This window comes from Frankia sp. AgKG'84/4 (genome assembly GCF_023242965.2).
Lineage (GTDB): Bacteria > Actinomycetota > Actinomycetes > Frankiales > Frankiaceae > Frankia.
Genome location: NZ_JALKFU020000079.1, coordinates 1 through 14,473, shown reverse-complemented (window position 1 = coordinate 14,473; position 14,473 = coordinate 1). Strand labels below are relative to the sequence as shown.

Annotated in this window: 11 protein-coding genes; 5 read left to right on the top strand and 6 right to left on the bottom strand. The window is 72.6% G+C overall.

Annotated elements, in window-relative coordinates; translation table 11 throughout:
- Positions 1 to 84: 84 nt before the first annotated feature.
- Positions 85 to 1,257, bottom strand: a complete 1,173-nt coding sequence (locus tag MXD58_RS08075; RefSeq protein WP_248841070.1) for a branched-chain amino acid ABC transporter substrate-binding protein — start codon at positions 1,255 to 1,257, stop codon at positions 85 to 87.
- A gap of 287 nt (positions 1,258 to 1,544) precedes the next feature.
- Positions 1,545 to 3,041, bottom strand: coding sequence for a CoA transferase (locus tag MXD58_RS08070; RefSeq protein ID WP_248841071.1), 1,497 nt, complete (start codon positions 3,039 to 3,041; stop codon positions 1,545 to 1,547).
- A 173-nt stretch (positions 3,042 to 3,214) separates the two neighbouring features.
- Between MXD58_RS08070 and MXD58_RS08065 the strand changes: the two genes are divergently transcribed.
- Positions 3,215 to 3,733, top strand: a complete 519-nt coding sequence (locus MXD58_RS08065; RefSeq protein ID WP_248841072.1) for a DnaJ domain-containing protein — start codon at positions 3,215 to 3,217, stop codon at positions 3,731 to 3,733.
- A gap of 51 nt (positions 3,734 to 3,784) precedes the next feature.
- Here the strand turns inward: MXD58_RS08065 and MXD58_RS08060 are convergent, their stop codons facing one another.
- A complete protein-coding gene (locus MXD58_RS08060) occupies positions 3,785 to 4,816 on the bottom strand; it encodes an asparaginase (RefSeq protein WP_248841073.1) in 1,032 nt (343 codons plus the stop codon).
- Between the two features lie 169 nt (positions 4,817 to 4,985).
- On the opposite strand from MXD58_RS08060, the gene MXD58_RS08055 reads away from it, so the two are divergent.
- Positions 4,986 to 5,210, top strand: a complete 225-nt coding sequence (locus MXD58_RS08055; RefSeq protein WP_248841074.1) for an FmdB family zinc ribbon protein — start codon at positions 4,986 to 4,988, stop codon at positions 5,208 to 5,210.
- A 31-nt stretch (positions 5,211 to 5,241) separates the two neighbouring features.
- Here the strand turns inward: MXD58_RS08055 and MXD58_RS08050 are convergent, their stop codons facing one another.
- From MXD58_RS08050 to pgi, 3 genes are all read right to left on the bottom strand, one after another.
- Positions 5,242 to 5,475 (bottom strand): hypothetical protein, encoded by a 234-nt coding sequence (locus tag MXD58_RS08050; RefSeq protein ID WP_248841075.1) that lies wholly within the window; start codon positions 5,473 to 5,475, stop codon positions 5,242 to 5,244.
- Positions 5,476 to 5,799: 324 nt separating this feature from the next.
- Positions 5,800 to 6,141 carry an STAS domain-containing protein gene (locus MXD58_RS08045; RefSeq protein ID WP_248839933.1) on the bottom strand — a complete coding sequence of 114 codons (342 nt, stop codon included), beginning with the start codon at positions 6,139 to 6,141 and terminating at the stop codon, positions 5,800 to 5,802.
- Between the two features lie 102 nt (positions 6,142 to 6,243).
- Positions 6,244 to 7,908 (bottom strand): glucose-6-phosphate isomerase, encoded by a 1,665-nt coding sequence (pgi, locus tag MXD58_RS08040; protein ID WP_248839874.1) that lies wholly within the window; start codon positions 7,906 to 7,908, stop codon positions 6,244 to 6,246.
- 359 nt (positions 7,909 to 8,267) lie between these two features.
- Between pgi and MXD58_RS08035 the strand changes: the two genes are divergently transcribed.
- The 3 genes from MXD58_RS08035 to MXD58_RS08025 all read left to right on the top strand — a co-directional run.
- Positions 8,268 to 10,931: a serine/threonine-protein kinase gene (locus MXD58_RS08035; RefSeq protein WP_248839875.1), complete on the top strand. Its 2,664-nt coding sequence runs from the start codon at positions 8,268 to 8,270 to the stop codon at positions 10,929 to 10,931.
- Positions 10,932 to 10,940: 9 nt separating this feature from the next.
- A complete protein-coding gene (locus MXD58_RS08030; RefSeq protein ID WP_248839877.1) occupies positions 10,941 to 13,322 on the top strand; it encodes a serine/threonine-protein kinase in 2,382 nt (793 codons plus the stop codon).
- A gap of 192 nt (positions 13,323 to 13,514) precedes the next feature.
- A partial coding sequence (locus MXD58_RS08025) for an FAD-binding oxidoreductase (protein WP_250609155.1) occupies positions 13,515 to 14,473 on the top strand: 959 nt, incomplete at its 3' end.

Here is a 14,473-nt window from a genome sequence, read left to right as displayed (position 1 = left end):
CCCCCCCCCCCCCCCCCCCCCCCCCCCCCCCCCCCCCCCCCCCCCCCCCCCCCCCCCCCCCCCCCCCCCCCCGCCGCACCGACGTCAGGACTTGATCAGGTCCGTGGTGTTGCCGAGCACGGCGATCTGACCGTTCTTGACCTGGTAGATGAACACGTTCGAACCCTTGACCTCGCCGCTGGGCTCGAAGGCGATGGTCTTGGTGATGCCCTGGTGGTTCACGCTCGGGAACGCCTTGAGGACCGATTCGCGGCTCACGTCGGCACCAAGCTGCTTGAACACGTCCACCAGCGCGAGGGTGGCGTCATACGCCTCACCGGAGTAGGTGCCGGGCTTGGCGCCGTTGTTGACCTTCTTGAACGACGCGACGAACGCGGCGGCCTTCGGGTCGGAGTTCGCGTCACCGCAGGGGCAGGTCAGGTAGGTGCCCTCGGCCGCGGCGGCACCGGCCTGCGCGACGTACTGCGGGTCGAGCGCACCGTCACCGCTGACGATCTTGCCGGCGAAGCCCTTGTCCTTGAGCGCCTTCGACAGCAGCGCGAGCTCGGCGTAGTAGCCCGAGTAGTACAGGACGTCCGGCTTCGCCGCGATGATCTTCGTGGCCTCGGACGTGTAGTCCTTGGTCGGGTTGATGCCGTCGTGGATCACCGTGGCGCCCTTGGCCTTGAGCTCCGGCTCCAGGGCGCCGGACAGGCCGGTGCCGTAGTCGCCCTTGTCGTCGAGCGAGTAGACCGTCTTGGCCTTGAGCACGGTCGCGACGTAATCGGCCGCGGCCTTGCCCTGCACGGTGTCCGGCGCGATGACCCGGTAGAACGTCTTGAACCCGAGCGTCGTCAGCGCGGGGTTGGTCGCGGACGGGCTCACCGACAGCAGACCGGCCTCGGTGTAGTTCGGCTCGCTGGCCTTGGTGGCGCCGGAGAACATCGGCCCCACCACCGCGACGACCTTGGAGTTGTCGATCAGCTTCTGGGCCGCGGTCGGACCCTGGTCCGCCGAACCGGCGTCGTCCGACTCGACGAGCTTCAGCTCGAACGGCGAGCTCGCGTCGGCATTGACCTCCGCGATCGCGGTCCGCATTCCGTACAGCGCGTTCAGCCCGAGCTGCTGGTTGTCGCCCGAGAGCACACCCTGGAAGCCGATGGTGATCGTCTTTTTCCCACTGGCCGAGCTGTCACCACCGCTGCTCCCACAGGCCGCTGCCGACAGCGTCACTGTCGCGGCCAGGGCTATCGCTCCAAGGAGCGGGCGCCTACGCATCGATGTTCCTCCTCCGGTCCGGCCGGCCACGACCACACTGCCGTCGCCCGACCAAGCTGTTTCGCTTCCCCCGCGCGACCGGCGTCTCGCCGCCGATCGCGCTCGCCGCACGTGAGCTGGCGGCAACCTAGTCCTCCGAGCAGATCGCCCGAAAGTAGCCACAACAGGTTGTTACACCGGTGACATATTCAAGGACGTTAGGCGCGCCGCCGTTCATCTACGTGGGTGCGCGGAGGGTGATGTCCCACCGCAGGCCAATGGCAGCGAAACAGCACTGATATATGTCCCTACCAGGAAGGTTGACTGCTATTAGGTCTCGCGGGCGGCCGCCGCCAATACGGAGCGACACCGGCGACTGTCGCCGCCGGACGAATGTAAGACAACTCACCGAAATCACCTGGCAACACGCCCCGATATTCCGCGACGTCATCCGCGGTCTGATCGCCTAGGGCGAGGGTGTCGTGCCTGCCCAGCGACTGCAGCCAGCGTCCGGTCCGGGCCAGGGAGACCTGGACGTGCCAGCCACCGCCCTCGCGGGCCCGGCGAGCCAGCGCGTCCAGCACGCCGTAGGCGGCGAGGTAGCCGGTGGCGTGATCGAGCGCCTGCGCGGGCAGCGGCACCGGGCGCACCGATCCGGTGGCCGCCGCCGCGCCGAGTGCGAGCCCGGACGCGGTCTGCACCAGGCTGTCGAACCCGCGCAGCCCGCACCACGGCCCCCGTCGCCCGTAGGCGCTGATGGACGCGTAGACGATGCCGGGCCGCAGCCGTGTCACCGCGGCGGGCCCGAAGCCCAGCCGGTCCAGGGCGCCCGGCCGATACGCCTGCAGGACGACGTCCGCGGTGCTGATCAGCTCGCGCAGTCGATGTGCGTCGGCCGCCACCCGCAGATCGAGGCGGGCGTTGCGCTTGCCGAAACCGGTATCGGCCAGCAGGCTGCCCATCTCCGGCAGGTGCGCGGCGCCGATCCGCAGCACGTCCGCGCCATAGGCGGCGAGCGTGCGCCCCGCGACCGGGCCGGCGATGACGCGGGTCAGATCCAGCACCCGCAGCCCGGCGGCGGGCCCGGCGGCCATGGCCCGGACGGGCGGTAGCGGCTCCGCCTCGGTCTCCCCCAGCCGGGTGATCTCCACCAGCGGTAGCCCGTCGAGCGCGCGGGCCTGCTCATGCGCCGCCCAGGCCCGCTCCGGCCGGGCCATGGCCGCGCACATCCCCGCGGCCCGCAGGTCCGCCTCCAGCGACGGTGCGTCCAGGCGGCGGATCGCCCGGGCGACCGCCTCCGGGTCGTTCGGCACGCCGAGCAGCGTCAACACCCCGTCGCGGTGGTGCGGAAAGTTGCAGTGCAGCTGGATCCACCGATCATCGGCGGTGCGGTAGTAGCCGGAGACCGGATCCCACGGCGATGGCGGCGGGCGCCCGTCGATCCGCAGATGACGCTCGCTGCGGAAGACGGCGGCGGCATGGCGGGTATCCACCGTCACCGGCACGTCCGTGTCCCTGTCGCCGAAGCCATCGCCGTCGCCGCCCGCGTTGGCGCCGGCGCGGGCGGCCGAGAGCCGTCCGGCGCCGACCGCGGCGGCCGCGACCGATGTGGCGGCGAGCGTCGTGACCCGGTAGAGGCTGGGCAGCACGTCCGCCGGGCCGGTCACCGTCAACCGGGCGGCGACCCCCGGTTCCCCGACGAGCAACGCGAGCTGCTCGGCGACCCCCGGACCCGGCGTTGGGCGGTACGCGGGTGCGCCGGGAATGATGGTGCCGGGCTCGCCATCGGGTGGATCGACGCTCATGCTGGGCACAGTCCACATTCTGTCCACATCACCACCCGGTCGCAGTCGAACTCGTTCCGCGCTGCCTTGACGTGCCTCCGCCTGGCAGCAGGGCGGCGGGACCGCTGTCAGGCGGTGACCAGATGCCGCCAGCACCCCGGAGGGTGGGGCCGTCGGCGGCGGGAAGGCTCCGGATGGGTGCCGAACCGTCTCTCTACGACGTGCTCGGGGTGGCGCCGGACGCGACCGACGAGCAGATCCGGCACGCCTACCGGGCCGCCGCGCGGCGCACCCACCCGGACGCCGGCGGCCGCGCGCCGGCCTTCGCCCAGGTGAACGTCGCCTATCGCGTCCTGGCCGACGTGCGCCTGCGGCGGCAGTACGACCAGCGCCTGGCCGCAGGCCCCCGGCCTGGCGCATCCGGACCATCGAGCCCGCCCGGCGGGACGAGCATGGCCCCGCCCGGCGGGACGAGCATGGCCCCGCCGGGGGCCGATCCGGTGGTGCGCCGGCGTTACCTGATCCTCATGGGGATCGCGCTGACGCTCTTCATCTCCGGGGGTGCGGTCGTGCGCCTGTACTCCCTTCCGGCAGCCATGATCATGATGGTGGTCGCGGCGGTGATCCCGCCCATCGCTGTCACCGTCGCGAGCCGTCCCCGTCAGCCACCGGGCACGGACGGGCAGCGCCCCCCGAACGGACCGGCAGGCTGAGACCCGCCCGGCCCGTCACCGCCGCCGCCCAGAAGGGGGCTCGGACACGACTCAGCCGGACAGCCGCGCCCGCACCGAGCCGACGGGCTGCCCGCCGCCGAGCACGACCGGCGCCGCCAGGAAGGCGATCTGAGCCAGGTCGGTCTCCGGCCGCCCCGGGGTGTCGCGGGCGGGCAGGGCACCCAGGCGGGTGAGCGCGGCGATCGCGACCGGGATACCCGCCCGCCCGTTACCATCGGCGATCTTGACCGCGACCGCGTGACCGTCGGCGGTCGCGACGACGGTCACCCCCTCGGCACCGTTCTTGGCGACGACGCCGGGCGCGGCCCGCATCAGGTCGGTGTCGGGCAGCCCCGGCCCGCCGATCAGCTCCGGGTGCACCCGCATCGCATCCACCACGCGCCGCCGCGCGGTACCCCGTTCGGCCTGGACCATCGCCTGCAGGCCACGCGCGAGGCCGGTCAGCGACAGGGCGAACAGCGGCGCGCCGCAGCCGTCCACCGTCGTCCCGACGATCTCCACACCGGTGAGGTCCTCGATCGTCGCGCGGACGGCGAGTTGCAGCGGATGGTCCGGCGCGAGGTAGTTCTCGATGGGCCAGCCCGCGGCCACACAGCAGGCGATCATCCCGGCGTGCTTGCCGGAGCAGTTCATCAGGATCGGTTCGGCGCTGCCGCCCGCCCGAAGGTGCGCCTGCGCCGCCGCCGCGTCCAGTGGCAGGTCCGCCGGGCACTGCAGGGCGTCGGTCGAGACCCCCGCCACCGAGAGGATCTCCAGCACGCGGACCAGGTGCGGTCCCGCGCCGCTGTGCGAACTGGCGACCATCGCGAGCAGGTCGGTCGGGATGTGCCGGCTCAGGAACACCCGGTCGAGGCCGGCCCGCAGCATCGCCACGGCCTGCATCGGCTTGACCGCCGAACGCGGGAACATCGGCTGGTCCGGATCACCGACCCGCAGCGCGACCGAACCGTCCCGGGCCAGCCCCACGACCGTGCCGTGATGAAAGCTCTCCACGAACGGCTCACCGCCGCGCAGCCCCCGGACGACCTCGGCTACCACCTGAGGACCCTCCGGTACCACCATGGCGGTCAGCGTACGACGGCCGGCCGGTCGGGGCGGCACCGTTGCGCCAATCCAGGGCAGAAGCCACCGATCATCCCGTACCGACCCATGCGCACCTACTTCGAGCAGGCCCGTGGCGGGTAGGGCGCAGCGGTGACCGCGGCGGGCCGCTCGGCTTACTCTGGTGAACATGCCTGCCTACGACTACCGATGCCGGACCTGCGACGCGTCGTTCGAGATCCGCCGGAGCCTGCGCGAGTCCGTCCCGGCCGGCGGGGTGACCTGCCCCGCCGGGCACGCCGAGACCTCGCGGGTCTTCTCGGCCGTCGCGGTCAGCCGCGGCGCCGCCGCCCCGGCGATGGCCGCGCCCAGCGGCGGTGGCGGGGCGTGCTGCGGGGGCGGCTGCTGCGGCTGACCGCGCCCCTCCCAGCCGGTCTGACCGTGGGTCAGCTCCGGCTGGGCTTCGCCGTCGGCGCACGGGCCGCCCGGCTGCGCGGCCCGACGTCGACTTGGCGTTCCCGCTGGCCGTCGAAAGCGGCCGCGCGGTCCTCGGCGAGTCGCCGCTCGAGCAGACGCAGCGTCTCCTCCCGTTCGGCCTGGCTCAGGCCGGAAACCAGCGTTCGCAGCAGGCCGCTCGAGCCCGGCCACCGTTCGTCCCCGCCGCGCACGCGCATGCCCATGCCATGGTCCTACCCCAATAGACCCTGAGTATTCCTCTGGTCACGCGTAGTACATCGTGCGAGTGATGGTCAGTCCGCCGACTCCGACTGCTCCGTGGCCGCTTGGCCGCGCCCGCGCCCGCGCCCGCCGCAGCATCCCTCACCGCGACCACACCATCTCTCACCGCGATCGAACCATCTCTCACCACGACGATGCCGGTGGGCGGCCCGGCGGGACCCACGCTGCCGCTCGCCGGCCCGCCCACGATGCCCACGATGTCCGCCTGACCCCGACCCGGCTGGATCGGTCGGGCGGAGCCAGGTCCGGGCCGCCGGTGGCGGCGGTCAGCCGTCGCGCGTGGCGTCGCTGACCCGCAGGCGGCCGTCGAGGCCGGTGTCCCGCAGCAGGGCCGTGAAGGCCGGCGTCGCCGAGGAAACCCGAAGTTCGGAGTGGACGCGGCGCAGCAGCAGGTCGGCCCGCAGCAGGGCGGCGAGCCCCGGGATGTCGATCGAGCGCAGACCGGCCACGTCCACGGTCACGGTGCCGCCACCCCGCCCGAGCAGCTCGCCGACCTGCTCGCGGAACCGCAGCCGGCCGGCGGTGTCGAGCTCACCGGTCAGCTCGATGAGGGTGTCCTCGCCCGAGCGCCGGACGGACATGGTGAGGGCTCCGGCGTCGACCCGCATCGTGCCCGCCCCCCCGAGGTCCTCGTCGCGCACGGGGCCGACCCCCCTTGCTTACGGAGAGTAACATAGCGAGGTCGGCCCGCCGCCCTTCGCGGCCCTCGCTCAGCCGTTACGCAGCCGCCTGATCAGCGCGTTCGTCGAGCTGTCGTGGTCCAGCGCCGAGCCGGCCGGCGCGATCAGCTCCGGCACGATCCGCCCGGCGAGCACTTTCCCGAGTTCCACGCCCCACTGGTCGAAGCTGTTGATGCCCCAGACCGTCCCCTGAGTGAACACCTTGTGCTCATACAGGGCGATGAGCTGCCCGAGGGTGAACGGGCTCAGCCGGGGCGCGAGCAGGGTGTTGGTCGGCCGGTTGCCCGGGAACGTGCGGTGCGGAACGAGCCAGGCCTCGACGCCCTCGGCGGCCACCTGCTCGGCGGACTTGCCGAATGCGAGCGCCTCGGTCTGGGCGAGGAAGTTGGCCATCAGCAGGGCGTGCTGGTCCGGCCCGTCGGCCGCGCCGACGCCCGGGTGGTTCGGTTCGACGAAGCCGATGAAGTCGGCGGGCACGACCGAGGTGCCCTGGTGCAGCAGCTGGTAGTAGGCGTGCTGGCCGTTCGTGCCCGGGGTACCCCAGACGACGGGGCCGGAATCCGTCCGCAGCACCCGGCCGGCGAGATCGACCCGTTTGCCGTTGCTCTCCATGTCGAGCTGCTGCAGGTAGGCCGGGAATCGGCCGAGATACTGGCTGTACGGCAGCACGGCATGGGTCCCGTACCCGAGGAAGTCCCGGTACCAGAGCCCGATCAGCCCGAGCAGGACGGGCAGGTTCCGCTCGAACGGCGTGGTGCGGAAGTGGGTGTCCATCGCGCGGAAGCCGGCGAGGAACTCCTGGAAGTTCACCGGCCCGACGGAGATCAGCACGGCCAGGCCGATCGCCGAGTCGACGGAGTAGCGCCCGCCGACCCAGTCCCAGAATCCGAACATGTTCTCGGTGTCGATGCCGAACTCGGCGACCTTTTCGGCATTCGTCGAGACCGCCACGAAATGGTGCGCGACCGCGTCCTCGCCGAGCGTGGCGGTCAGCCAGGCGCGCGCGGCTCGGGCGTTCGCGAGCGTCTCCAGCGTGGTGAAGGTCTTGGACGCGACGATGAACAGCGTGCGGGCGGGGTCGAGGTCCGCCGTCGCCTCCCAGATGTCGGTGGGGTCGACGTTGCTGACGAACCGGCCCTCGATACCCCGGTCGGCATAGTCGCGCAGCGCGTCGTACACCATCGCCGGCCCGAGGTCGGAACCACCGATGCCGATGTTGACCACCGTGGTGATCCGTTCTCCGGTGGCACCGCGCCACTGGCCGGAACGCACCCGCTCGGCGAAGGCCGACATCCGGTCGAGCACCTGGTGGACCTCGGGTACGACGTTCTCGCCGTCGACCTCGATTCGCGCGTCGGCCGCCGCGCGCAGCGCGACGTGCAGAACCGGCCGGTTCTCCGTCACGTTGATGCGCTCGCCGCTGAACATGGCCTCGATCCGCTCGGCCAGTCCGGCGCGCCGCGCCAGCGCGACGAGGAGTTCGATCGTCTGCCCGGTCAGCAGATTCTTGGAATAGTCGAGATACAGCCCGTCGGCCTGCGCGGTGAATGTCTCGCCGCGGGTGGGATCGGCGTCGAACAGTCCCCGCAGCGACGCCGCGGACATCTCACCGAGATGCGCCGTCAACGCCGACCATTCCGGTGTCGCGGTGATGTCCGGCGCGGCCGCCGGGGCAGTGGGCTCGCTTGTCGACATGACGTGGGACACCCTTCCTCGCAAGGTTCAGCACGTTCCGCCACGACAACTATCGCCGTCCGGGGTTCATCGCCGTCCGCGCCGAAGCAGCGCCTTCCGTGGCGTGCGGCACGTCAGTACCAGCTCCCGGTGCGTCCGCTGCGGCCGTGGCGGTGCCGACGCTCGTCGACCACCGCAAGCATGCCCATGTCGCCGATCCGACGTCGGGAGGCGCCCCCGGACGGGCGCCGGAATGGGAAGGTCGGGGTCGTAGGATCGCCAGGAACCCGGCGAACGTGTCAATGCAGGCCAGGACGCTCCGGTCGGGACGGGACGGCGGTGCGCCAGTGGCCGACGGCGTTAGCGGACGGATCTGAACCTTGCTGATTGACAGATCACTGGTGGAGGCGGCGCTTCCCGGTTACTCCGTCGAGGGCGACCTGGGCCGGGGTGGGTACGGCCTTGTCCTGGCTGGTCAGCACCGGCTCATCGGCCGCAAGGTGGCCATCAAGATTCTGCTTGACACCTCCGACGATCCGGAGCTGCGCACCCGCTTCCTGTCCGAGGCACGGGTCCTGGCCGAGCTCGACCATCCGCACATCGTCCGCATCCACGACTACGTCGAGCACGAGGGCACCTGCCTGCTCGTCATGGAGCTGCTCTCTGGCGGGACCCTCAAGCAGCGCATCTCCAGTGGCCCGCTGGCACCGGAGACGACGGTCTCGGTCGGGCTCGCGGCCGCGGCGGCGCTGGCCACCGCGCACGCCCAGGGTGTGCTGCACCGTGACGTCAAGCCGGACAACATCATGTTCGACGGCGCCGGCCTGCTCAAGGTGACCGACTTCGGCATCGCCAAGATCTTCGACGGGGCCGAGACGACGGCGAGCGCGATCCTCGGCACGCCGCGCTACATGGCCCCCGAGCAGATCATGGGCGTCCGGCTGTTCCCGTCAACGGACCTCTACGCCCTCGCCGGCGTGCTCTACGAGATGATCGCCGGCCGGCCGCTGTTCGGCCGCCAGATGGCCGTCCAGCCGCTCACCCACCACCATCTGACGATCATGCCCGAGCCGCTGACCATGGTTCCGCCGCCGGTCTCCATGGTGATCATGCGAGCGCTGGCGAAGGACCCGAACGCCCGCTTCGCCGACGCGAACGACTTCGCGTTGGAACTCGGCCGCGCCGCCAGCCGATCCTTCGGGCCGAACTGGCTGTCCCGCTCCGAGGTCAAGCTCCGGGTGGACGACGAGATTCGCGACGCCGCGCTGGGCGTGTCCACGACCCCTCGGCCGGCCCCCGGCGGCCCGGCGGGCTATCCAGTATCGGGCCCGCGCCCCGGCGGTTATCCGGGCGCTCCGGGCTCCTTCGGTGGACCCGGCGGCGGACGCCCGGGCGCCGTCGTCGGACCGGGCCCCTCCGGGCCCGGCGGTCCGCGACCGGGTGGGCCGGGCCCCGCAGGCATGACACCGGGTGGTGTGGGCCGCAGTGGACCCGGACGACCGGGCGGACCAGGCGTCGGCTACCCACCCGCCGGCTATCCGGGGCGGCCCGGCCAGGCCATCCCCAACACGGCGACGCCCGGCGGACAGTCCGCACCGGGACCGAGCGGACCAGGACCTACCGGGCCAGGACCTAGCGGGCCGGGTGACGCCGGGTTCACCAACGCGCCGACGGCGCGTGGCGGGCCGGCTCCGCAGCCGGGTGGTTGGAACGCGCACCAGTCCGGTGCGACCCCACCGTCCCGCACCCCGCCGCCCCGGCCGCTCAGCGGCGGCTACGGACCCGGCGGCCCCGTCGGCGGCGGAGCACCCGCCGGCGGGCCATACGGTCCGCCGCCGCGCGGGTCGACGCCCTCCACGCACCGGAGTCGGCCTGGTCAGGGCAGCGGTGCGGGCCTCAACCGGAAGCAGACCACGTGGCTCATTGCGGGGACGGCGTTCGTCTTCATCGCGGCGATCACTGTCGGCATCGTGCTGGCGGTGGCGAACTCCGACGGCGGTGGTGACGGCGGATCGGGCGGCGGCGGCCGGGCGGCGGTGACGGCCAAGGCGTATGTGGGCCCGGCGCTGAGGGTGCAGGGGCTCAGCCCGTACAGCCTCTCGCTCGAGCCGGACGGCACGCTACTGGTCTCCAGCCTGGCCACCGACCGCGTCCAGAAGATCACCCCGGCCGGGGTGGCGAGCGACTTCGCCGGGACCGGCGCGGGCGGGATCAGCGGCGACAACGGCCCCGCGACCTCCGCCCAGCTCGACGGGCCCGGCTCGACCGTGCGGGACAAGGCCGGGGACATCTTCATCGGAGACGCGAAGAACAACCGCATCCGCAAGGTCACGCCGGCCGGCGTGATCACGACGGTCGTCGGCACCGGCACAGCGGGCTTCGGCGGCGACGGCGGACCGGCCACCGCCGCCCAGATCAACAGCGCCGAGAAGGTCGTCGTCGGGCCCGACGGCAGCCTCTTCCTGTCCGACTACGAGAACCACCGCATCCGCAAGGTCGACCCGAACGGCATCATCAGCACGTACGCCGGGACTGGCGTCGCCGGCTACACCGGCGCGAACGGTCCGGCCACCCAGGCAAAGATCAACGGTCCGAACGACCTCGCCATCGGCTCCGACGGCACGCTCTACTTCGCCGACCTCGGGAGCGACACCATCCAGAAGATCACCCCGGACGGCATCATCAGCACGGTCGCCGGCACCGGTGACGGCGGATACTCCGGCGACGGCGGACCGGCCACGGCCGCCAAGCTCAACGTGCCCTCGGTGTCGCTCGGACCGGACGGCAAGACCTTCTACATCGCCGACTACCGCAACAACCGGATCCGCAAGATCGACCCGAACGGCGTCATCTCCACGATCGCCGGCACGGGCGTCGAGGGCTTCTCCGGCGACGGCGGGCCGGCGAGCGCCGCCCAGTTCAAGAACCCGAGCTCGGTGGTGGCGGACGGCGCCGGCTCGATCTACATCTCGGACAACGGCAACGACCGGGTCCGTCGCATCGACCCGAACGGCACCATTTCGACCATCGCCCAACCGGGCTGAGTCGCCGCGATGAGAGCACAGATCGACAGCGGGCGGGTGTCCGCCGCACTGCCCGGCTACGAACTCGGCGACGAGCTCGGCCGCGGCGGATTCGGCGTGGTGCTCGGCGCGCGCCACCGGCTCATCGACCGCGCGGTCGCGGTCAAGGTGCTGCTGGACACGGCCGAGACCGGCGACGGCAGTGACGGCGACGGCGGACTGCGCAGCCGCTTCCTCGGCGAGGCCAGGGTCCTGGCCGGCCTGGACCATCCGCATGTCGTGCGGATCTACGACTACGTGGAGTCCGACGGGCTCTGCCTGCTGGTGATGGAGCAGCTCACCGGCGGCAGCCTGCGCGGGCGAGGCCGGTCGCTGAGCGCGCCGGCATCGGCGGGTGCGCTCGGGGTGGCCGCCGCCGTGGCGCTGGCCGCGGCACACGGCCGCGGCGTGCTGCACCGGGACATCAAGCCGGACAACCTGCTGTTCACCGCCGACGGCACGCCCAAGGTCGCCGACTTCGGCATCGCCAAGATCGTGGAGGCGACCGCCGCCACGACGACCGGCCTGGTCGGCACGCCTCGTTACATGGCCCCGGAGCAGATCACCGGCGGCCGCCTCGGCCCGGGCACCGACCTTTACGCCCTCGCCGTCGTCCTCTACGAACTACTCGCCGGTCGCACCCCGTTTCCCCCTGATCTCCCCGTCGCCGCGCTGTTGCATCACCACCTTTCTGTGGCACCCCTCCCGCTGTCCGAGGTGCCCAGCCCGATAGCCGATGTGATCATCTCGGCGCTGGCGAAGGAACCAGGCTGGCGGCCGCCGACGGCGCTCGACTTCGCGATCCAGCTCGCCGCCGCGACCACCGCGTCGATCGGTCCAGGCTGGCTGAACGCGAGCCGCGTGCCCGTCCGACTGCCCGACGAGGTACTCGCCGCGGCCGGCCATCAGCCGGGCACCGGGTCCGGCCACCACGACCCGGGCCAGCGGACGCCGTCCGGGCCAGGTCGGCGATTCCCCTCCGGCCCAGACCAGCAGACTCCTTCGGGCCCAGGGCAACGGTTGCCGTCCGGCCCCCCCGGTCACCAGACGCCCTCCGACCCGGGCCAGCGGCTCGTGCCCGGCGCCGCGGTAGCGAACGGACCCCGCTGGTCGGGTCCCGGCCCCGGACCGAACGCCCCGGTCTGGAACGAGGCGCGCTCGCGGACCGCCCGCGCGGGACGTCGCCGCCGGCCCGACAACCGCCGCCGACTCGTGATCGCGGCGGTGGCGGGGGTCGCGGTGCTGGCGCTCACGATCGGGCTGCTCCTCGGCCTCGGCGGTGGCGGCGGTGGCGATGACAAGCGCCTCGCCGCCTACGGGGGCCCCGCGGTCGTCTACGGCGGACTGGAGGACGCCCACGCGCTGGCCCTCGCCGCCGACGGCACGCTCTACGTGACCGATCCGGGCTCCGAAGTCGGGCAGGGCCAGGTCATCCAGTTCACCGCCGCGGGGAAGGCCACCCGTCTCGGCGGCAAGGGCCCGCACCCGACACCGTCCCCCCAGCCCTCGCCATCACCGACGCCGGTCCTCGGCGACCACGGCCGGTCGCTGGCCGCGGAGCTGCGGCATCCGGTCGGGGTCGCGGTCGGTCCTGATGGCGCGATCTACCTGGCCGAGACCGACGCGGGCCGCGTCCGCCGGATCGGCACCGACGGCGTCATCACGACCGTCGCGGGGGCCGGGCCGGGTTACGACGACGGCCTCACCGACGACGAGGGCGAGGCAACCAAGGCGCACCTAGACGACCCCTACGGCGTCGCGGTGGACGGCAAGGGCGTCGTTTACGTCACCGAGGGCTACCGCGTGCGGCGGATCGAGAACGGTCGGATCAGCACGGTCGCCGGCAGCAAGGACGAGTCGGGTTCGGCAGGCGACGGCGGCCCCGCCGTCAATGCCACCCTGTCCGAACCCAGCGGCCTCGCCCTCGCCCATGACGGCACCCTCTACGTCGCCGATGTCGGCAATGACACTGTGCGGCGGATCGACCGTTCGGGCGTCATCAGCCTGGTCGCCGGCAGGCAGGGCACGGAGGGACGCCGCGGTGACGGCGGCCCCGCCACCGCGGCCCAGCTGGACAACCCCCAGGGTCTGGCATTCGGCCCCGATGGCTCGCTGTACATCGCGGACGCCGGCAACAACGTGGTCCGCCGGGTCGACGCGAAGAGTGTGATCAACACTGTCGCCGGCTCGGGCACCTACTCGTCCGAGCAGGATGTCAAGGCGCTGGCGACCCAGGTTCCGCTCAGCGCTCCATCCGGGGTGGTCGTCGACCCGTCCGGGACGCTTTACATCGCCTCCGCCGGGGATGGGACGCTCCGCCGGGTCGGGACGGACAGTTTCATGACCACCGTGCTGACCCCGCCCGAATCCTGAGGTCGGCAGAGTCCTGAGGTCGGCAGAGTCCTGAGGTCGGCAGAGTCCTGAGGTCGGCAGAGTCCTGAGGTCGGCAGAGTCCTGACACACCCGGCGGGGCCCCGGATGGCATACGTTCGCGGGAGGATTCCGCGCCGCGCGGCACCGGACGCGGCACCGGATACCGCGCGGAAGGCTCGGCTGGGAGGACGCATGCGCGGTCCGGACAGGCGGTCCCTGGACAGGCGGTCCCTGCTGCGGGCAGCGGGCGCCGGCGGACTGTCCCTGGCGGGGCTCGCGGCCGGTGGCGGTCTGCTCAGCGCCTGTGACTCCGGCGGATCGGGCCCGCGCGGCGCCACCGCGAGCGACGCCGACTGGGCCGCCCTCGACGCCAGGCTGGCGGGCCCGCTGCTGCGACCGGGCAGTCCCGACTACGCCGGCGCCGCTCAGCTGTTCGATCCGGCGTTCGACTCGATCCGGCCGCAGGCGGTCGCCCGCGCGACGTCGCCGGCGGATGTGGCGGCGTGCGTCGACTTCGCCCGGCGCACCGGGCTGCCGCTGGCCGCCCGCGCGGGTGGCCACAGCTACGGCGGCTACTCGACGACGACCGGTCTGGTCGTCGACGTGACGCCGATGGCCGCGGTGACCGTCGCCGCTGGCGGCCGTGCGCGGGTCGGTGCGGGGGCGCTGCTGGTCGACGTCTACGACCGTCTCGGCCAGGCCGGACTGGCACTGCCGGCGGGCTCCTGCCCGACCGTGGGCATCGCCGGGCTGGCCCTCGGTGGCGGCATCGGCGTGCTTGGCCGCCGCTACGGCCTGACCTGCGATCGGATGGTCTCCGCCGACGTCGTGCTGGCCTCGGGCGAGACCGTGCACGCCGACGCCGAACACGAACCGGATCTGTTCTGGGCGCTGCGCGGCGCGGGCGGCGGCAACGTCGGCATCGTCACGTCGTTCACCTTCGCCACGCACCGGGCGACGCCGCTGGTGCTGTTCACGCTCCACTGGCCCTGGGCCGCGGCCGCCGACGTGGTCGCCGGCTGGCAGAAATGGATCTCCGAGCCGGGTGGCGCGCCGGACACCGTCTGGTCCACGTGCGTCGTCTCCAGCGCGCCGGCGAGCGGGGTCGGCGCCGCGCCGGTGCTGCGGGTCAGCGGCGTGCTCTCCGGCGG